This window comes from Acidobacteriota bacterium, assembly GCA_040756905.1.
Lineage (GTDB): Bacteria > Acidobacteriota > Aminicenantia > JBFLYD01 > JBFLYD01 > JBFLYD01.
The window spans coordinates 12,873-33,878 of sequence record JBFLYD010000052.1 but is presented as its reverse complement, the minus strand read 5'-3'; the positions used below and the strand labels follow the sequence as shown (position 1 = coordinate 33,878).

Genomic DNA, 21,006 nt, shown 5'->3' with positions numbered 1-21,006 from the left:
GCTCAGATCTCCTCGCATCAAAATCTATGCTCGTTCGTTCAAATAATCTCCTATCACTCAGACTCTTATCCTCTCTTATCTTCTATATTCTCTCTCGCTCCCGTTCGTTATATTATTTCTCTTTCGAAAGAATAAAATATAGGAGATTATTCTCACTCACTTCGCAGATTTTTAGATGCTCGTCGATATATCGCTCAGAAGATGGTTGACTTCCCAATATTCTATAGAAATGTATTTATTTAAATTCAATGAGGGCCTGAAAGAGGAGGGGAATCATAATTTCATGGTGACCGATAAAATAATAGCCCTTTCCTTTGTTTCCAACTGGTCTTTTAGTCACATTCTCATAAGGTCTGTAATGATGAATAAAATCGAAAACTGCTGTTGTAAAATTTTCAATTGGATAGCCTTTGTTTCTTACAAACGTTAAAGCTTTTAAAAACACCTCTGGCAAAATTACTGCAGAACCAATGTTTAGATAAACCCCTCCTTCTAAATTGGTCATAATTGAGGATAGAAGAAAAAAGTCCCTCAAAGATGCTCTTCCTGCTGATTCACCTGAAAAATCTGGATAAAAATGAATGGTATCAGTACCAATTGCCATATGGACTGTAACAGGAATGTTCAAATCATAAGCCCTGGAAAAAATGCTTTTCTCTTTATATCTGAAATTTTTTTCAGCTAAAAATTTTCCGATTGATTCTCCTAAACCGAGTTCCTCTGAATCCCCGCTTTTAATCGCTTCTGAAAGTAATTTTCCAGTTTCTTCAGCCATGCCAAAACTTCCATCCTTCAGATGTTTTTCAACATCCTCGGATGTTTTTCCTGAGTAGGCTATTTCAAAATCATGAATCATTCCTGCGCCGTTCATTGAAATTGCTGTTACAAAATTACCTTTCATTAAATCAATTAAGAACTGATTTAAGCCGACTTTTATAAAATGAGCTCCCAATCCAAAAATTATTGGTTTATTTTTTTTCTGAGCCTCATGAATTTTTTCTATTAGGTCTTTTAAATCTTTCGAAGCAAGAATATCAGGCAATGAATTAAAGAATTCTCTAAAAGTGGATGACTTTTGAGCAGGCTTTCCAAAATCTTCGATATCAACCTTGCTCTCTCTTTCATCGAGAGAAATTGTTTTAATTCCACCAGGAGATAAAGGTTTATACTTATATTTTGATGGCACAGCAGAATTTTAATCTATATACATTAATAATTTCAATTAGATTCTTTTAAGGTTTAAATTTAAATAGCAACTTACATTTTTATTTCTGGAAGCGTTTTTTCTTCCTTAGGAAATATATTAATACAAATGCAATAAATAATTTGTAGGGCAACCCTTCAGAGCCTGCCCCGAACCTTGCCCTGAACTTGTTTCATGGGTTGATTCGGGGGTTGCTTAATACAAGGCTAAAACCCTGCCCTACATGTAACATCATTTATTGCATTTGTATTAATATAAACGAAATTAATAATGTTACATTTACCGTCATTCCTGCAAAAGCAGGAATCCAGAAACATAATGATAAAACTGGATTCCCGCCTACGCGGGAATGACAATACTATGAGTATATGTCATCTTACTTAATGCGTTTGTATTAGTTTACTTGCGTAGCTTATATGTTTAAGAGTATTTTTGCCTCTTCTGATTTTAATTCAGGAACAAGAATTTTTACTTTTCCAAGGCCATTTAGAGTGATCCCGAAAATCGTTCCTATAACGTCATATTTTAAAAAAACAGGAATATCTTCGGATTCTAACTTTGATTTTATTATATCTGCCTCAGTTTTACCGTTAGCAGTATAAATTTCAATCCATTTTTCTTCTTTGTTAAACATAGAATTTCATTCTAACTTTTGATGCCTGTTAAATCAGACTTCTCTCCCTGGAATACAATTAAATAATAAACGAGAAAATAATATTTTACAAATTTAACTTTCTCAGTTTAAGATGTTGTTTTTTGGTCTAAAAAATATAATAGTTTTTTTATTCTTTAATCAGTAGGCTCAAACTTTCTTAACATGCTCCCAGCCATTACTAAAGCTATAGCAACAAGTATAACCTGAATAAGAATACAGATACTTGCAATTAGATTACTTTTCACAGCGAAGAAAATAAAGGTAAGAATAAAGAATAAAACCGTAAGGAGGAAGAGATTACCAATTGTTTTTGAGATGCCATCAAACCTTTTGAACGCAAAACCAAATAGAAGATAAAATACAGCTGTTAGAAAAAGACCTGGAAACATTATAAATTCATCCAGTAGATAGAAAATCCCAACAGATGTTTTTACAGCTTCGGGTGCTATCATCTGCTCCTGTCCCCACGCAATTCTTCCAATTCCTGATTCAATAAACATTTCAAGAAAGAATAAGAGGAATCCTAAGACTCCAAATGTAAACCCGACAACTGATAATCCCTTGGCTTTCTGATAAAGAAATAACATTATTCCAACAATTCCAGGAAAGAGAAAAATTAAACTAAGAGCATTTATGTTCGCTGCTGCCTGAACAAAAGGAGCCTTAAAGACTTTAATAACATCATCTACATTCTGCGGCATGGGCATTTTAATTGATTGCACACCGATCAAATAACAGATATAACCTACCACACTTAGAATACCTGCAAGGATTGCACAAAAACCTGTTACCATGTAAAGACCCTTTTTATCCAAAACGCACCTCCTTCATTAATTTGATGGGAAAATATCAAAAAGAAAATAAAAAGTCAAATAAAAATAAAATTCAATTTATATAATTCGTCTGTATTAGAAAAAGATGGAAAATTGAAATAATTTTTGATAAAGTTTTTAGCAAATGTTTGATGAAGAAAACTTTATTGAGAAGGAGGCAATATGCCAGTATATTCATACTCAAAATTGGATTTATTTGAAAAGTGTCCTCATCAGTTTAAGTTGAGGTATATAGATAAAATTGAAAGAAGGATAGAACCTGTTGAAATTTTGTTGGGAAGAACATTCCATAAAACGATGGAATTTCTTTACAAGAATTTGAAAATAAAAATTTTCACGCTTGATGAGTTAATAAATTACTTTAGAGGACAATGGAAATCTAATTTTCATGAGGAAATATTTGTTATAAAAAAAGAATGGTCCGTTGAAGATTATAAAAAAATCGGTGAAAGATGCATCGAAGATTATTATAGAAGATATTATCCGTTTGATTCCTCAAGAGTATTAAGCCTCGAAAGATCAATAGAAATCCCCCTTGATGATAGAGGAATGTATAAAATTTTTGGAGTAATAGATAGAATATCTCAATCAGAAGATGGAATTTATGAAATCCATGATTATAAAACTTCAACAACTTTACCTACCCAAAAAGACCTCGATAAGGATAAGCAGCTCGGTCTCTACCAGATTGGAGTCCAAAAAATGTGGAGAGATGCGCAGAGAATAAAGTTGATCTGGCACTTTGTATACTTTGATAAAGAATTTTCATCGGAAAGAGGTGAAGATCAATTAAAAGATCTAATAAGAAATACGATTGCTCTGATTAAAAAAGTAGAAAGGGAAGTAAGGTTTGAACCTCATGAATCTGAGCTATGTGAATGGTGTGTTTACCAGGATCTCTGTCCGAGAAGAAAGCATTTTTTTATCGTAGAGAATTTAACAGAAGATGAATATCTGGAAGATGATGGGGTGAAGCTTGTTAATCAATATGTAAAATTAAAAGAAGAAATAGATGATTTAAAAATACAGACGGAAAAAATTGAAAATGAAATGGAAAGGCTGAAAGACCTTATCCTCAAATATGCAGAAAAAGAAGGATTAGATGTTGTTAGAGGAGATCAATTTAAAGCTACCATATCAAAAAGAGTAAATGTTTCTTATGATTTTAAAAATGAAAAAGAAAGGGAAGAGCTTGAGACTCTAATAAGAGAAGCGAATAAATGGAATGAAGTTTGTAAATTGAGCTTTCCTGAGATGAGAAGAATAGTTACTGAAGAAGTCTGGGGGCCAGAGCTAACAGAAAAGATAAAAAAATATTTTAAAATTGAGAAGTTAAAATCTATAAATCTTTCGAGATTAAAAGAAGATTGATGGAGGAGATAAGATGTTAAACAAAGAAGAGCGACTTTCAGAGGAATTGCCGAGAAAACTTGGATTGTTTGATGGAACTTTGATTGTTATAGGAACAATTATCGGTTCAGGGATTTTTCTTGTACCTGCGCAGATAGCGGGCAAAGTGCATTCTGTAGTATTGATTTTCCTTGTATGGATTGCAGCCGGGATTTTAAGTTTTTTTGGTGCTCTTTCTTATTCAGAACTTGGTGCAGCCTTTCCAAAGGCAGGTGGATTGTATGTTTTTATTCGTGAGGCATTCGGGCATTTGGCAGGCTTTCTTTTTGGATGGGCTCTTTTTTTAGTGATAAATACTGGGTCGATTGCAACTCTCGCATATGCCTTTTCTATATATTTTGGTTATCTATTTCCTCTATCTCATTTCTGGATAAGAATAATTTCAATAATTGCAATACTTTTATTAACAGCAATAAATTGTTTGGGTGTCAGGTTTGGAGCATTTGTTCAGAACCTTTTTGGATTTCTAAAGACTTTTGCAATATTTTTTATTGTCTTTAGTGCTTTTTTTATAGGAAAGGGTAGTTTTTCAAATTTTTTAAGCTCTTCTGGCTTTATCTCAAGAAATATTTTAAGTGATTTTGGAATCGCAATGATAGCAGCATTATGGGCATATGAAGGCTGGCACCTGGTAACTTTTTCTGCAGGAGAGATAAAAAATCCAAGAAAAAATTTACCTTTTAGCTTGCTTTTAGGAACACTATTCGTTATTGCGGTTTATCTAATAGCAAACATGGCATATTTATACATCCTCCCCGTTGATAGGATTATTCACTCAGAAAAAGTCGCTTCTGTTGTGATGGAAGAAATTATAGGTCCAGGAGCCGGCATCCTTATCTCAGTGGCAATCCTGATTTCAATCTATGGAGCTACAAATGGATTGATTTTAACAGGCCCAAGGGTCTATTATGCAATGGCAAAAGACAGGCTTTTTTTCAAAAAGGCTGAGTTTATACATCCAAAATTCAGAACTCCTGTTTATTCAATAATTTTACAGGGAATCTGGGCATCTTTTTTAATATTGATTGTTGGAGGATTCACCGAGCTTTTTACCTACACTCTTTTTATAGGCTGGATATTCTATGGAATGGGTGCTTTAGCAGTGATAGCATTAAGGAAAAAAATGCCTGATTTACAAAGACCTTACAGGACATTTGGATACCCAGTGGTGCCTTTGTTATTTATTTCAGGAGCTTTATTTCTTGTTATTAATACTCTTATAAGAGAGCCGCGAAACTCTCTTTTAGGAATATTTTTTGTATTATCCGGTTTTCCTGTTTATTATATTTGGAAAATTAAAAAGCGAAAGAATATATAATTTATGCATAATTCAAAAAACATTATCTTCTATTGGTTTTAATTTCACTCATACTTTAAAATAAGTGAGGGGATCATGCCCGCTCAGCATTCGTGACGGTTTTCAGGAACCTTCGGTTTCTTGGCCACCCTTACTGCCCATTAAAGTTAAATTAAATTCTTCTTCTACAAAACTTTACTTGCTTATTAAAAAAGGCGTATATTTGACAATAGAGCTTTTAAGAGTTAGATTTATAAATTAAAAAATAGAAACATTAATATTTGGAAAGAGAGGGAAAATTGAAAGAAAAAATTTTTTTCATCAGAATTTGTTGGTTTATTATATGTATTGTTTCTTTTTTAATTTTTTCAAATGGATTAAATTCTGAAGTTATGCCACCTCCTGAAAAGATACTTGGATTCAAAGTTGGGGCTGATTATCATCTGGCGACCTACGAGCAGGCAATTGAATATTTTAAAATTTTAGCTCAATCCACAGATAAGATGAAACTTTTTGATGTTGGAAAAACATCGATGGGGAAAGTTATGACTTATGCAACAATCTCTTCCTCGGAGAATATAAAAAAACTTGATCACTACAAAGAGATTTCAAAGAGACTTGCCCTTGTAAAAGGAGTTACTGAAGAAGAGGTAAAAAAACTAATCAAAGAGGGAAAATCCATAGTTTATATAGATGGTGGACTGCATGCTACTGAATGTGCTCCCGCTCAGCATTTGATTCAATTAGCTTATGATCTGGTCAGCTCAAATTCCCAGAAAGTAAAAAATATACTTGACAATGTCATAATAATTTTAGTTTTTGCAAATCCAGATGGAATGGATTTGTTAGCTGAATGGTATAACAAAAATCTCGGCACTCCATATGAAGTAAGTCCGATGCCCTGGCTTTATCACAAATACGTTGGCCACGACAATAATCGTGACTCCTTTATGGTCAATCAGGTTGAAACCCAGCATCTTACAAAAATTGCTCATAAGGAATGGTTTCCAAATATCCTTTACAATCACCATCAGACAGCTCCATTTCCAGCAAGAATATGGATACCACCAAATTCCGAACCCACAAATCCAAACGTTCATCCGTTAGTAGTTCGCTGGCAGAATTTAATTGGCTCTGCTATGGGAGCTGCTTTTGACCAGGAAGAAAAAGAGGGAGCAATTTCAAGAATTGTATTCGATACCTGGTACCCTGGCTATGTAACTCAGGTTGTTGATTCTCATAATATCATTTCAATTCTTACTGAAACAGCTCTTTACAGATATGCAACTCCATACTTTTATACAATCAGGGATTTCCCAGAGGAATATCAGGAATTAACAATCTCAGCTTTTTATCCGAGCCCATGGAAAGGAGGATGGTGGAGATTGAAGGATGCAGTAGATTATTGTCTTACTGCATCAATTGCAGTGCTTGATGTGGCTGCTAAACACAAAGAAGAACTTCTTTTTGATAAATACAAAATGGGTAAAGATGTGATAGAAAGGTTTAGAAAAGAGCCTCCAGTTGCATGGATTATCCCTGCTGATCAAAGAGACCCTGATGCTGCGGCTCTTCTGATTGAAAAAATGATGCTCCTTGGAGTCGAAGTTAACAGAGCAACTTCAAAATTTACAGCAGATGGAGTTACATATCCAGAAGGTTCATATGTTATAAAAATGGATCAACCCTTTGCTCTGTTTGTTAAAAATATATTTGAAATTCAAAAATATCCTGATTTAAGAAAATACCCTGATCTATGGCAGGGAATCGTTGACCCTGTAAAATTTGAAGGAGCACCCCTTCGTTCTTATGATGTGACTGGATGGACTCTTCCTCTTCAGATGGGAGTTAAAGCTGTAGCTGTAAATTCTCCTTTCAATGTTGATCTTCTCCCTCTGAAAGAAGCCATTTATCCAGAAGGAGAGATCACTGGAAACCCCTCTTATGCGTATATTTTAAGCCATGAAATAAACAATTCATTCATAGCGGTAAACCGAGTGCTTAAAGATGGAGGAGATGTGTTATGGGCAAAAGGGAGCTTTAAATCAAATGGAAAAGAATACCCGATAGGCACAATGATAATTCCTTCAGCTAAAATCTCAAAGTCAAAGATGGAAAAAATTGCAAAAAACCTTCATCTTAAAACTTACGGAGCTAAGGATACAATAAAGGTGGATACTATCAAATTGAAACCTGTTAGAATTGCCCTTTATAAATCCTGGGTTGCAAACATAGATGAAGGATGGACAAGGTGGATTTTTGAGCAATTCGAATTTCCTTTTAAAAACATCCATGATGCAGAGATAAGAGCTGGAAATCTGAAAGATAGATATGATGTTCTAATCATTCCTTCTCAATCACCAAAAGCAATTGTTGAAGGACATAGGTTAGGAACGATTCCTCCTGAATATGTTGGCGGAATTGGAGATTCAGGTTCTGAGAATATAAAAAGGTTTATTGAAGAGGGAGGAGCATTAATAACAATTAATAATGCCTGTGACTTTGCCATAGAGAGAATCGGCATTCCAGTTATGAATTCATTAAAGGATGTAAAACCTGAAGAGTTTACATGCTCTGGAGCCTTATTGAGAATTGAGTTTGATAACACCCATCCTGTGTGCTATGGAATGCCAAAACAGGCATCTGGCTTTTTCTCGTACAGCCCGGCTTTTACATCTTTACCAACGTTTGAAAAAAAGGAAGCAGCAAAGATCATTGCAAAATATCCTGAGGAAAATCCCCTCATGAGTGGATACATCCATGGAGAAAAAGCTTTATTCAATAAAGGAGCGATAGCAGAGGCTACTCTTGGAAATGGGAAGGTTATTCTTCTCGGTTTTGGAATTCAGCACAGAGCTCAACCTCATAATACTTTCAAGTTACTCTTCAACTCAATTTATTATGATCCTGTATCTGATTGAAAGATATGAAATAATTTCCAGAAACATTATATTTTCATCAGTTGGAGTGTGATAGCCAATCACATCGGGGAAGAAGACAGAGGATGAGAGCGGCCATACTCAAAAAACAAAAGCCCATAGAGGAAAATCCTTTAGAGATTGTAGAAATTTCAGAACCAGTTCCTGAAAATAGGGAAATTCGGGTGAAAATTTCCTATTGTGGTATCTGTCATACTGACCTTCATATAGTTAAAGGAGACCTTCCTTTGAAAAAAATACCTGTTATTCCAGGACATCAAATAATAGGAATTGTGGATAAAATGGGAAATGGGGTTAAAAAATTTAAAGAAGGAGATAGGGTTGGAATTCCATGGTTAAACTCAACCTGCGGGAGATGTTATTACTGTAAAAATGGGATGGAAAATTTGTGCGATGGTGCAAAGTTTACAGGATATCATGTGGATGGAGGGTACTCTGAATATACAGTTGTTTCAGAAGATTTTGCATATAAAGTTCCAGAGGAGTTTGTCGATATAAAAACTGCTCCTCTTTTTTGTGCTGGAGTTATAGGATTTCGGGCTTTGAGATTGAGTAATGTAAGAGAAGGAAGCATTTTAGGTCTATTCGGATTTGGAGCATCAGCACACATAGTAATTCAGGTAGCAAAATATCTAAATTGCAGGGTATTTGTTTTTTCAAGAAGCGAAAAGCACAGGAAGATGGCAGAAAAGTTAGGTGCTGAATGGACAGGAACAATAAATGATAAACCTCCTGACTCCATCGAAAGCGGAATAATTTTTGCACCAGCTGGAGATATTGTAATCGAAGCTTTGAAAATACTCAAAAAAGGAGGAACATTAGCTCTTGCTGGTATATACATGAGTCCAATTCCTGGAATAGAGTATAAGTTAATCTATAATGAAAGAAGTATTAAGAGTGTTGCGAACAGTACGAGACAAGATGTTATTGATTTTCTTGAGATTGCAAGAAAAGTTCCGGTTCATCCAGAGGTTCAAGTATTCCCTTTAGAGCAGGCAAACCATGCTCTTACTCTCCTGAAACACGGAAAAATAAACGGCGCCGGAGTCCTTCAAATTTAGGGACAGAAAACTAATGAAAAGGAGCAAAATGTCATGCTGAACCATGTCCTGAATTTATTTCAGGATCATTTCAGCATCTAATAAAAACAATGTGTTACAAGACCCTGAAACGATACTGAAACAAGTTCAGCACATAGTTCAGGGTGACAAAGAGGAACTTTTTCAGAGATTTCTTTGAATAAAGTTGACATGAAAAAATATTAATTATAATTTTATTTTATTGTGACAAAAAGAACATCGACTAAATTATCTTTAAAATTATTTAATTGCTTCATTTTTTTCATTCTGACAATCTTCCTTGGTTTTTTGCTTACAGGCATTACTGGATGCATGAAAGAATCACAGACAAAGAAACTGCAGATCGCTGTTATACCAAAAGGGACAACTCACGAATTCTGGAAATCTGTTCATGCTGGAGCTTTAAAAGCTGCGAGAGAACTTGATGTTGAAATTTTCTGGAAAGGACCTCAAAAGGAAGATGATAGAGAACAACAGATTACTGTCATAGAGGACTTTATTAGCCGTGGTATTGATGGAATTGTACTTGCCCCCCTGGATGACCGCGCATTGATGATGCCTGTTCGAGAAGCAAAAAAGGCAAAGATTCCCGTGGTTATAATAGACTCTGCTCTTCAGGGAGAGGATTTTGTGAGTTTTATAGCCACTGACAATTATAAAGGAGGAGTAATTGCAGCAAGAAGACTCGGAGAGATTCTAAATGGAAAGGGAAAGATATTTCTGATACGTTATCAGGAAGGTTCAGCAAGCACAAATGAAAGAGAAAAGGGTTTCCTCGATACAATGAATAAAGAGTTTTCCAAAATTGAATTTCTCTCAAAGGATCAATATGGAGGTTCTACCACTGAGACTTCTTATAGATTACTTGAAAATATATTAAATCGGTATCCTGAAGTTGAGGGGATTTTCTGTCCGAATGAATCGACTACTTTTGGAGCCCTGCGAGCTCTTCAAGAAGCAAAGTTAGCCGGGAAGATTAAATTTGTTGGATTTGACAGTAGTGAGAAACTCGTCGAGGGTTTAAAACAGGGTCATATTCATGGTCTTGTTCTTCAAAATCCTTTTAAAATGGGATATCTGGGGGTGAAAAGAATTGTATCTTACCTTCGAAATCAAGATATTGAAAAAAGAATCGACACTGGTGTTTATTTAGCGACGAAAAAAAACATGGAACAGCCTGAAATAAAAAACTTATTGCTTCCTGATTTAACATCTTATTTTAAAAAATAGTTTCATGCCTGATCATAATTCATTTATATTGAAAATGGAGAAAATCTCCAAAAGATTTGGTTCCACAGTTGCTTTAAATGAAGTTGATTTTAAACTGAAAAAAGGGGAGATCCATGCTTTAATTGGTGAAAACGGAGCAGGAAAAAGCACATTGATGAAAATTTTAAGTGGAGCTTTAAGACCTGATTCAGGAAAAATATTTTTGGAAGATAAATTATTCAAACTGGAGAATCCGATTGAAGCGAGGAAATATGGAATCTCTATGATTTACCAGGAATTAAACCTTGCTCCTCACTTAAATGCTATAGAAAATATAATGCTCGGGATTGAAGAAAATACTTCAGGGTTTTTAAAACGCACTATTATGAGAAATAAGGTGAAAAGTATCCTTGAAATTTTAAGACATTCAGAAATTTCTCTCGATGTTCCGGTCTATAAGTTAAGTCTCAGCGCTCAACAGATAATTGAAATAGCAAGAGCTCTTGTTCTTAAATCAAAAATTATCGTCATGGATGAACCAACAAGCAGTTTATCTGGTGATGATATGGAGAATCTTTTCAAAATAATAAAAGAGCTAAAAAAAGAAGGGATAAGCATTATTTACATAAGTCATTTTTTAGAGGAAATAAAAAAAGTGGCTGATAGATACACAGTTTTAAGGGATGGAAGAAATGCAGGCAATGGAATTATAGAAAATACCTCTATAGAGGATCTTATAGGAATGATGTTAGGAAGAAAGCTCGATGAGATGTTCCCCAGAATTCAACCTGAAACAGGAGTAAGTGTTCTTGAACTGGATTCTCTCTGTGGAAGGAAATTTCCTGAAAATGTAAACCTTTCTCTTCATAAAGGGGAGATTTTAGGTATCACAGGATTGATTGGAGCCGGACGAACTGAAATGTTAAAGACCATTTATGGTCTTGAGCCTATAAAATCAGGAAAAATTAAAATTCTTGGGATTTCCTTTAGCAAAGTTTATCCTCGAGAAATGCTGTTGAATGGAGTAGGATATCTCAGTGAAAACAGGAAAGAGGAAGGACTGGCTTTATCAAGAACTGTTGCTGATAATATAACTTTGAGCTATTTTAGGCCATACGCAAAATTTGGATGGATAAATTTAAAAAAACAAAGGGAATATGTAAATAGATGGATTGAAAAACTGGAGATAAATGTCACTGGATCTGATCAGAAAACATCGGATCTTTCAGGGGGAAATCAACAAAAAGTTGCAATTGCACGGCTCCTCCATACTGATTCGGACATTCTCCTGCTCGATGAACCTACCCGGGGGATTGATGTAAAATCTAAGGTTCAGATTTATAAAATCATAGGAGAATTGGCTAATAAAGGAAAGGCAATAATTTTTGTGAGTTCATACATTCCAGAACTTCTTGGAATCTGCAATCGGGTTGCAGTAATGCACAGGGGAAAAATAGTTGAGATAAGATTTGCCGATGAATGGGATGAGCACGAAATCATGATTATTGCAAGTATTGGAAAGCCTTATCATCAGACCGTAAATCAATTTTAAACAAAGATGCTCTCTAAAAACAAAACCCCGGAGATAAGATTGCGCAAGCCTCTAATTACCCCTGATAAAATTTCCCGTTTATTAAGTTTTTTGGGTCCTTTTTTAGGGTTGCTCCTGATTATCCTTATTTTTGCGATGATTCCCGAGGTTCAGGATAGATTTTTAAGGTTTTCAAATTTAAAGAGTGTTACAACTCAATCAGTTATTGTAGCTTTATGCGCTCTGGGAATGACGATGATTATAATAAGCGGAGGAATTGATCTATCCGTTGGCTCATCGATTGCTCTTTCAAGCGTTGTAATCGCATATGCAATCAAGTCAGGTTTAAATCCTTTTCTATCAATTCTTTTAGGAATATTAACTGGAGGAATAATCGGATTTGGAAACGGTGTGTTAATAACATCTTTTAAAATAGTTCCTTTTATCGTTACCCTTGGAATGCTTGGAATAGCAAGGGGAATAGCAAAGTGGATTGCAGGGAACCAAAAGATTGATGCTCCGTTGACTTGGATAAACCAATTAATGACAAAATATCCAGATCCCTCATGGCTTTTGCTCTCGCCTGGGATCTGGATAACCCTGATCCTTGCTATATTTATTGCTTTAGTGCTTAAACATTCAGTTTTTGGAAGACATACATTTGCGATTGGTTCGAATGAAATAACAGCTCGCTTATGCGGGATCAGAGTTAATAAGGTAAAGATACTGATATATACATTTTCAGGGTTTTTAACAGGATTGGCTGGAGTTATGGAATTTTCAAGACTTACAGTGGGAGACCCCACAGTTGCCATCGGAATCGAGCTGGATGTGATAGCTGCAGTTGTAATCGGCGGTGGAAGTCTCAGGGGAGGTGAGGGTAGTGTTCTCGGTTCAATGATTGGAGTTTTTATAATGGCTTTTCTGAGAAATGGCTCCACAATGGTTGGCTGGCCAAATTATATCCAGGAAATAATTATCGGTTCAATAATTGTTATTGCAGTAACGATAGACCAATTGAGATATAGAAAGGAGTTATAATCATGAAAAGATATTTTAAAACTAATACAAACGCATTTAATTCTGATGCATTCCTGTCCCCTCACCCCTCCCTCTCCCCTGAGGGGAGAGGATTGAAGCCTGCCCCGTACTTGATACGGGGGTGAGGGGGAAAACGAGTAAGATGTAACAAATATTAGGGCGTTCGTATTATGTTTCATATAGAATGAAATTGATAAAAATTATAAATTCAAGAGCACCGATAAGGATAAATGATATAGGAGGGTGGACTGATACATGGTTTGCAGAACACGGAAAAGTACTGAACATTGCTGTATCTCCAGGAGTTGAAGTTCAGATAAAAGTCTTTCTAAACGAGCAAAAAACTAAAGAAAGGGTTATTATACATCAAGAAAATTTTCATGAGACTTTTTTGTTAAATCCTGATGAGATTACTTATTCAAAAAATCCGATGCTCGAAGCTGCATTTGATATAGTAAAAATTCCAGATTATTTATTCCTTGAAATAAATATTTTTTCAAGCGTTCCTGCAGGTTCTTCAACAGGAACTTCTGCAGCTGTTTCAGTTTCCCTTTTAGGAGCTCTAAATTATTTAACAGAGAAAAAATTATCTCCCTATAAAGTTGCTTATTTAGCCCATTATCTTGAGACAGAAAAACTCAAACTTCAAAGTGGGATTCAGGATCAGATTTGTTCGGCACTTGGAGGGATATGTTATATAGACATGTATAAATACCCTCATGCTAATGTTTCAAATCTCACTTTATCTGATTCAATAAGATTAGAACTGGAAAATCGGCTTTCTCTTATATTCCTTGGAGAAGCCCATAAATCCTCTGAAATGCATAAAAAAGTGATTGAAAATCTAAAAGATCTTGGTCCGGATAACCCCTTGATGGAAAAACTGAGAAGATTTGTAGATAGAGGAAGAGATTTCTTATGTAAGGGTGATTTTGTTTCATTTGGTAAAGTAATGATAGAAAACACAGAAGTCCAGAGAGAGCTCCACTCTGATTTAATTTCAAAAAAGGCAGAAAGCGTAATTGAAATTGCAAAGGAATATAAAGCTCTGGGATGGAAAGTGAACGGAGCTGGAGGCGATGGAGGTTCATTGACGATATTGTCAGATTTTGATAGGTTAAAAAAAAGAGAAATGATTCAAGAAATTGAGAAATTATCCCCTGAATTTAATCAGATTCCTGTGCTCCTGAGCCCTGAAGGATTAACCATCTGGGAAGTTTTTGATTTTTCTTGAAATGAGAATTTTAAATATGATAGATATGAAAGGAAATTTAGAGGTAAAAATTTAAATTTATTATATATAAAATTTATTATATATAAATAAGAATGAGTCAAAAAATTAAATCAGGCTCTCATGTATGTTTCATTTACAAGAATAAAAAAGAGCAGATGTCTGTAATAATTCCTTTTATAAAAGAAGGTCTCGAAAGAAATGAAAAATGTATATATATCGCTGATGAAAATAGCGTTCAAGACATCATAGATTCATTCAAAAAGAAAGGAACAAACATAAATAGCTCCATAGAAAAAGGACAGTTGATATTCTATACAAAAAAAGAAACTTATTTAAAGGATGGTTTTTTTGATCCAGAGAAGATAATTCCATTTCTTTTAGAAAGTGTAAAAAAGGCATCGGAGGAGAATTATTCAGGTTTAAGAATCGTAGTAGAAATGGCATGGGTTTTAGCAGAATTAGAAGATTTAGAAAAGATAATTGAATATGAGTCAAAACTTAATTTTTATTTTCTTCAATATCCTGTTTCAGCCATCTGTCAATACAATGAATCCAGGTTTTCCCCGAATATTTTAGCTAAAATCCTCTATACTCACCCTCTCCTCATACTTGGAGAAAATACTTATGAAAATTTCTTCTACATTCCTCCAGAGGAATTTATAAGGTTTGAATCAAAAATATCTTTAGAAACTTATCAAAGAATGCTCAATAGGATTAAAGAAAAAGATGAGATAGAATCTCATTATTATACTCTCTTCCAGGGAATTCCTGATTCAATTTTTATATTCGACCCTGAAACTTACAGAATTATTGATGTAAATGATATGGCATTAAAAAAATATGGGTGGGAAAAAGAGGAACTTCTTAATAGGAGTGTTCTTGATATCATACCTCCAGAAGATATTAAGATGGTAAGGGAAATAATCCAGAAAATTAAAACACAGGAAGGTTTTGTTTCAACCTTCGGCATCAGACATCAAAAGAAGGATAGCAGCATAATGTATAGAAATGTAAACGTAAAAAATATCAAGATAAAGATAAAGGATAGAATATACAGATTGGCAATAGTTTCAGACATTGCAGAAAAGATTAAATCTGAAAGAGAAAAAGAAAAAAGCTATGAAAATTTTCAGAAGCTTTATTCAGAACTATTAGAATCTCAAGTTTTGCTCAATGCATTCATAAATAGCTCAGTGGATGGGATAGTAATCGTTGATGAAAATAATATTATTAAAAGATGGAGCAAAGGTGCTGAAAAAATTTTTGGATGGAAAGAAGAGGAAGTAAAGGAAAAGAGGCTTGATTTGATTGTAGGAGGGGATAGAATTGAAGAAGCAAAGAAATTTTCAAATGAAGTATTAAAGCATTCTAAGACAATAGAGGTAGAAACTTTAAGGTATCGGAAAGATGGAGAGCCAGTTTTTGTTCATTTTACTGCTTCTCCTGTTTTAATAGAAAACAAATTCAGGGGTGGAATTGCAATCTATAGAGATATAACCCATAGAAAGAAGGCAGAAGAAGAAGTCAAAATTCTTCAGGAAGATCTCTTCCAGGCAAGAAAGATGGAAGCCCTTGGAACATTGGCTGGTGGAATTGCCCATGATTTTAACAACATCCTTCAAGTAATTTTAGGAAATTTAGAACTTGCGAAAATGGACGTAGATAAAGCTCATCCTGTTTATTCTCGACTGGATAGAATAGAAAAAACATCAGAAAGAGCTTCTGAACTTACACAACAAATTCTCGGGTTTGCAAGGAAGGGAAAATACGAGATAAAAAATATAAATGTTAATGATATTATCTCTGACGTTACAAAAATATTGTTAAGAACCTTTGAAAAAACCATCGAAATCAAAACCAATCTCGATAAAAATTTAGCCTCAATAGAGGGAACCAGCGGGCAAATTCAACAATCAATTTTAAATGTTTGTATGAATGCGAGAGAAGCGATGCCTGAAGGAGGTAAATTATTGATTGCAACTGAAAATGTTTACCTTGATGAAGCATTTACAAAAACTCATGTTGGTTCAAAGCATGGAAATTATGTAATGATATCAATTTCAGATACAGGAATTGGTATGGATAGAGATATTCTTTCCCGGATATTTGAACCTTTTTTTACTACAAAAGAAAATGGTACAGGATTGGGCCTTTCAATGGTCTATGGAATTGTAAAAAATCATGATGGATATATAGATGTGGCAAGTGAAGAGGGAAAGGGAACTACGGTAAAAATTTACTTTCCTGCCCTGTTAAATTCTCCTGAAAAAATTAAAATCTTTAATGAAGAAAAACAAGAAACAATTTCAAGTGGGAGTGGGAGAATACTCGTGGTTGATGATGAAGAGTTAATCAGAGATCTTGCGAGTGATATATTGAAGGTTTTAGGATATGATGTAATACTTGCAAAGGATGGGATGGAAGCGATCAATATATACAAAAATGAGAAGGACAAGATTGATCTTGTATTGCTCGATATCATTATGCCGAAATTATCTGGAAAAGAAACATATCTTGAACTTAAAAAGATAAATCCTGATGTTAAAGTTATAATATCATCCGGTTACAGTAAAGATGGATATGCGCAGGAAATTCTGGATGAAGGAGCCCATGGATTTATTCAAAAGCCTTATCAGATTAATCAATTAGGAGAATTATTAAGAGAAGTCCTTAAATAAAATAAAAATTAAATTATTAGAAGTATAGGACTTTAAAATTATTATAAAGAGGATTAGATGATATCCAGAGGGGTAAAGCCTGGAAGAATACCTTCATTACTTCAATTTATAGTAGGTATTGGAATGATTGCAGTAGCCTGGGTTGCTTTCAAAGATACTTTTTTAAAAGGGCCTTTAGAGGTAAAACTCTTTTTAGGTTTATGGTTTTTCATATCATTTATTCTCGCTGTAATTGGTCTTTATAATTTTATCAGTGAGGAAAGAATAAGTGAATATGATGTAGAGGACAAAGAATCTTACTCTCAAAAAGAGCAATTTAGATGGATAAAATTATGGAAAATCATAGTATTGATATTATTACCCATAACTTTAGTATCAGGAGAATTGCCTGTTAAGCTATGGGTAGAACCTCTTACAATTCCTACATACATAGTTAAAAGCCCTGACCTAAATCCAATGTTCTACTCTGGAAGAGCTTACCAGGGAGCCAAGGGTCCTGTTTACCCTTATCCATTATTGGATAAGCTGACTGATGTCCGTAAGAATAAAACTTACAATGCAATCTATCTGGAAAATAAATATGTAAAGCTCTGTGTTCTTCCTGAAATAGGTGGGAGAATTTTTTCTGCTATAGATAAAACGAACAATTATGACTTCTTCTATCATCAGCATGTGATTAAACCTGCCCTTATAGGAATGCTTGGTGCCTGGATTTCTGGTGGTGTTGAGTGGAATTTTCCCCACCATCACAGAGCCACAACCTTCATGGCAGTTGACTATACATTGAAAGAAAATTCTGATGGCAGTAAGACTATCTGGGTTGGAGAAATAGAGCACTGAGCTTGTGACTTTCCATGGAAAAACCAGTTTTCTCGCTTCAGAAAAGACCTCTTTTGCCTTATAGAAGGGCTTGAATGTACTTTAGGTTTAATGATTGGAAAGGATAAAGCCTTTGGAAAGTTGACAAAATTATCAAAACCATTGAAAATATTAATGTGCGCCCGTAGCTCAATGGATAGAGCGTCGGACTTCGAATCCGCTGGTTGGGGGTTCGAATCCCTCCGGGCGTGCATGAGGTTGGCCCGTTAGCTCAAGTGGTAGAGCAGCTGACTCTTAATCAGCGGGTTGGAGGTTCGAGTCCTCCACGGGTCATTCTTTTTTTAATTAGATTCAACAAAAATAGGACTTGTAACAGCCCTTTTTTCATCAAAGGTAAAAAATTCAACCCTTACATAATAAGAGCCTTTTGGTAATTTTTCTAATTTTAACCTTTGATACCCCCTTTGCTTGTCTAAATTATCAAGAATCGATTCTTTTTCTTCTTCAGATCCTACTTTTCCAAGAAATAATTTTATTTCTTTTATATCTGTATATTGATGCTGAGGGTTTGAATCCCAGAAAATTTCCACTTCAAAGCTTTCTCCTTCGATAGCTTCTCCTAATTCAGCTTTTTTCCCTGTCTTATTAATAACTTCAAGATAGCCAAATGGTCCATCTGAAGCAACAGTTTTACCCTCTCTTAAAGCCTTTAAAATCTCCATTTTGTTATTTACGCTTGCTTTTACATATGTCCTTCCCATCCCGACTCTTAACGAGTGTGAATCGCTATTTCCAATAACTTTAAATTTGTATCCCTTCAGAAGAAAATCCTTGTATAATTCCATTGCTTTTATATTCTGCAACAATCTAAAATCACCTTCATTAAGAACCTCGATACCGATAATAGGATTGCCAAAATAATGAGCTTTTATCCTGTTGGCTTTATGATTCCAGTTTCCTTCCTTTTCTGCTTCAGGATGGGCTATATATAAAAATCCTCCTTTTTTTAATATTTCTTCAATTACCTCATTATCACTTTTAGTTGGATTGTACGAATTGAGTAAAAGGGAACCTGTCTTAATTCTTTTTTCAACTCCATATGTCAGGAGATGCATAGAGTGACATTGAGAAATTGAGGGGAAAATGCTATCGTCATCTTTTGCATGAACTTCCTGCCCAATTATTATCGAAAGCTTATCTGAACTATTTTCTTTGCTGAATTTTTTTAATTTTAACCACTCTTTTTTACTTATGTCATAGCTATGGTCAGTTAAGATTACATAATCCAGTTCAAACCACTCGTTTGAATGTTTAAATATTTCAAGGGGAGGACCATATTCGCTTGAATTTGAAGTAACTTCTGAATGAAGGTGAAGGTCTCCTACAAGCCATCCTGGAAGCTTTGGCAATGGCTTATCCGATAAATATGTTGAAACAAAATCTAAATCTCTTTCATCCTTAGGAGAGTTAGCAAATTCTCCGTCATACATAACTTTAAGAAAAATCTCTTTTCCTTCCCTTCTTTTAAACAATTTTCTATCAACGTAAAATATTTTGTACCATTCTCCCGTATGATTCCCTGAATATTCCTCATATAAATTACCTTTCTCATCAAAAAATTCAATCTGTTTCAAAGCTTTAGTTTCAGGAAAGTATTGAAATATTTTTATTGAATGGATTGAATCAGATGTTCTTGGAAGGAGATAGATAAATTTTCCACCTCTTCTTAAAAGGCAAAGGACTGGCATTTTATCTTGATTGGGAGGGATTCTCCAAGGAGAATCAAAAATTTTATCGGGCTTTCCATAGCTCCAGTCAGGTTTTTCTTCTTTATAACTATTAACCGTTACAGTAATTATAAAAAACAAAAAGAGTAAAAATGAAACTTTCTTCACTTCAAGCTCCTTATTTTACCCGCTTCCAAATATAAAAAAATAATGATAACTGAATTAATAAATTAAGAAAATATTCCCATCTTAAAATAAATGTCCAAAGTTGAAATATATCCTGGTGCCTTCCGGACTTAACCCCATATCAAACCTTACAACAAAATTTTGAAGATAATATCTCAAGCCTGCACCTAAATTGTATTTCCATTTGTTCCAGTTAATTTCTCTTAAATTTGGACTTAAATTCCCTGCATCCAACAAAATGTTTCCTCCGATTTTTTTCCATATCGGAAATCTGTATTCTATATTCGAAAGAATTCTTTTCTTATCAGCAAATCTATTTAAAATAAAGCCTCTCATAGTTGAGCCGCCACCAAGAGTTCCATATTCAAAAATAGGGATCTTTGAGCCGTTGATTGTTTGGAATAATAACCGAAAAGCAAACACACCTTTTCTCTTAAAAATTGATGTATATTTTCTAAAATCTAAAGTAATTTTATTAAAGCTAAAATTCTTGTTTCCAAATGATTTATTGGATAGGTCAAAAATGAGAGCAAGTCTTAATCCTTCAAGTGGATGAATCTGGCTATCAGATGTATCGTATCGTATATTAAAGGAGATAAATGGAGAAGATCGAGAGCCAACTTCTTTCAAAATATCTGTCAATCCCCTGTTATCTTTTTCAATGTTAAGATAGCTTATATTTTTTAAATTGTAGCTTATCTCAGCAAAAAAGTTCTCTGTAAAACCTCTTCCTAAAGTGAATTGAACAGTTGTCCATTCTTTTGTAAAAATTATATGGTCTGCTTTTTTTGAATCGATTCCCAACCCAAAAAAATTGTCCTTTAAGATTCTGTCATATTCGATCTTCAGGTCAAATGAGAGAGGGTAGGCTTTTCTCTGTCTGATTTCAAAATCAGGAATTGAGAAAGTAAAAACATACCAATGTTCACCTTTAGTCGAGTTAAACAAAATTAAATCAAAGGATTCGTCTTTTTTGAAGATATTTTTTATTATCCCTTTCCCTCCATACCCAAACCCAATATCAGAATCATACATTAAAATCGGAAAAGCGCTCCATGTGATTTTTTTTGTATTTTTCAATATTTCTTGAGGCAACAAAAATGAAATTGAATGAGAAAATAAGATAATTAAAAAAATAAGAAAATATTTCTTATTAATTTCCAT

Annotated in this window: 15 protein-coding genes and 2 tRNA genes; 12 read left to right on the top strand and 5 right to left on the bottom strand. The window is 34.3% G+C overall.

Features of this window, described 5'->3' with window-relative positions; translation table 11 throughout:
* Positions 1-235 precede the first annotated feature (235 nt).
* From AB1410_08985 to AB1410_08975, 3 genes are all read right to left on the bottom strand, one after another.
* The gene (locus AB1410_08985) at positions 236-1,186 is read right to left on the bottom strand and encodes a hypothetical protein (GenBank protein ID MEW6456827.1); all 951 of its coding nucleotides are present in this window, start codon (positions 1,184-1,186) and stop codon (positions 236-238) included.
* A 430-nt stretch (positions 1,187-1,616) separates the two neighbouring features.
* A complete protein-coding gene (locus AB1410_08980; GenBank protein MEW6456826.1) occupies positions 1,617-1,838 on the bottom strand; it encodes a DUF2007 domain-containing protein in 222 nt (73 codons plus the stop codon).
* A 155-nt stretch (positions 1,839-1,993) separates the two neighbouring features.
* Positions 1,994-2,674 (bottom strand): hypothetical protein, encoded by a 681-nt coding sequence (locus AB1410_08975; GenBank protein MEW6456825.1) that lies wholly within the window; start codon positions 2,672-2,674, stop codon positions 1,994-1,996.
* Between the two features lie 180 nt (positions 2,675-2,854).
* Between AB1410_08975 and AB1410_08970 the strand changes: the two genes are divergently transcribed.
* From AB1410_08970 to AB1410_08915, 12 genes are all read left to right on the top strand, one after another.
* Entirely contained in the window at positions 2,855-4,063 is a 1,209-nt protein-coding gene (locus AB1410_08970) for a PD-(D/E)XK nuclease family protein (GenBank protein MEW6456824.1), read from the top strand.
* A 13-nt stretch (positions 4,064-4,076) separates the two neighbouring features.
* A complete protein-coding gene (locus tag AB1410_08965) occupies positions 4,077-5,420 on the top strand; it encodes an amino acid permease (GenBank protein ID MEW6456823.1) in 1,344 nt (447 codons plus the stop codon).
* Between the two features lie 278 nt (positions 5,421-5,698).
* On the top strand, positions 5,699-8,320 hold the full coding sequence (locus AB1410_08960) for a M14 metallopeptidase family protein (protein ID MEW6456822.1): 2,622 nt from the start codon (positions 5,699-5,701) through the stop codon (positions 8,318-8,320).
* Between the two features lie 83 nt (positions 8,321-8,403).
* Complete coding sequence (locus AB1410_08955) at positions 8,404-9,399, top strand: zinc-dependent alcohol dehydrogenase family protein (protein MEW6456821.1); 996 nt, start codon at positions 8,404-8,406, stop codon at positions 9,397-9,399.
* 330 nt (positions 9,400-9,729) lie between these two features.
* Complete coding sequence (locus tag AB1410_08950; GenBank protein ID MEW6456820.1) at positions 9,730-10,647, top strand: substrate-binding domain-containing protein; 918 nt, start codon at positions 9,730-9,732, stop codon at positions 10,645-10,647.
* A gap of 34 nt (positions 10,648-10,681) precedes the next feature.
* Positions 10,682-12,178, top strand: a complete 1,497-nt coding sequence (locus AB1410_08945) for a sugar ABC transporter ATP-binding protein (GenBank protein ID MEW6456819.1) — start codon at positions 10,682-10,684, stop codon at positions 12,176-12,178.
* Between the two features lie 39 nt (positions 12,179-12,217).
* On the top strand, positions 12,218-13,198 hold the full coding sequence (locus tag AB1410_08940) for an ABC transporter permease (GenBank protein MEW6456818.1): 981 nt from the start codon (positions 12,218-12,220) through the stop codon (positions 13,196-13,198).
* Positions 13,199-13,382: 184 nt separating this feature from the next.
* Positions 13,383-14,432 carry a GHMP kinase gene (locus AB1410_08935; GenBank protein MEW6456817.1) on the top strand — a complete coding sequence of 350 codons (1,050 nt, stop codon included), beginning with the start codon at positions 13,383-13,385 and terminating at the stop codon, positions 14,430-14,432.
* Between the two features lie 92 nt (positions 14,433-14,524).
* On the top strand, positions 14,525-17,110 hold the full coding sequence (locus tag AB1410_08930) for an MEDS domain-containing protein (protein ID MEW6456816.1): 2,586 nt from the start codon (positions 14,525-14,527) through the stop codon (positions 17,108-17,110).
* A gap of 57 nt (positions 17,111-17,167) precedes the next feature.
* Positions 17,168-17,950 carry a DUF5107 domain-containing protein gene (locus tag AB1410_08925; protein ID MEW6456815.1) on the top strand — a complete coding sequence of 261 codons (783 nt, stop codon included), beginning with the start codon at positions 17,168-17,170 and terminating at the stop codon, positions 17,948-17,950.
* A gap of 157 nt (positions 17,951-18,107) precedes the next feature.
* Positions 18,108-18,180, top strand: a tRNA-Arg gene (locus AB1410_08920).
* 9 nt (positions 18,181-18,189) lie between these two features.
* Positions 18,190-18,262, top strand: a tRNA-Lys gene (locus AB1410_08915).
* Positions 18,263-18,270: 8 nt separating this feature from the next.
* Here the strand turns inward: AB1410_08915 and AB1410_08910 are convergent.
* Positions 18,271-19,824: a CehA/McbA family metallohydrolase gene (locus AB1410_08910; protein ID MEW6456814.1), complete on the bottom strand. Its 1,554-nt coding sequence runs from the start codon at positions 19,822-19,824 to the stop codon at positions 18,271-18,273.
* A gap of 81 nt (positions 19,825-19,905) precedes the next feature.
* Positions 19,906-21,006 (bottom strand): BamA/TamA family outer membrane protein, encoded by a 1,101-nt coding sequence (locus AB1410_08905; protein ID MEW6456813.1) that lies wholly within the window; start codon positions 21,004-21,006, stop codon positions 19,906-19,908.

Bases quoted from the DNA above. Each gene is read 5' to 3' on its own strand.
- AB1410_08965 (MEW6456823.1), top strand. From the start codon at position 4,077: ATGTTAAACAAAGAAGAGCGACTTTCAGAGGAATTGCCGAGAAAACTT.
- AB1410_08925 (MEW6456815.1), top strand. From the start codon at position 17,168: ATGATATCCAGAGGGGTAAAGCCTGGAAGAATACCTTCATTACTTCAA.
- AB1410_08950 (MEW6456820.1), top strand. From the start codon at position 9,730: ATGAAAGAATCACAGACAAAGAAACTGCAGATCGCTGTTATACCAAAA.
- AB1410_08930 (MEW6456816.1), top strand. From the start codon at position 14,525: ATGAGTCAAAAAATTAAATCAGGCTCTCATGTATGTTTCATTTACAAG.
- AB1410_08970 (MEW6456824.1), top strand. From the start codon at position 2,855: ATGCCAGTATATTCATACTCAAAATTGGATTTATTTGAAAAGTGTCCT.
- AB1410_08955 (MEW6456821.1), top strand. From the start codon at position 8,404: ATGAGAGCGGCCATACTCAAAAAACAAAAGCCCATAGAGGAAAATCCT.
- AB1410_08935 (MEW6456817.1), top strand. From the start codon at position 13,383: ATGAAATTGATAAAAATTATAAATTCAAGAGCACCGATAAGGATAAAT.
- AB1410_08980 (MEW6456826.1), bottom strand. From the start codon at position 1,838: ATGTTTAACAAAGAAGAAAAATGGATTGAAATTTATACTGCTAACGGT.
- AB1410_08905 (MEW6456813.1), bottom strand. From the start codon at position 21,006: ATGGAAATTAATAAGAAATATTTTCTTATTTTTTTAATTATCTTATTT.
- AB1410_08945 (MEW6456819.1), top strand. From the start codon at position 10,682: ATGGAGAAAATCTCCAAAAGATTTGGTTCCACAGTTGCTTTAAATGAA.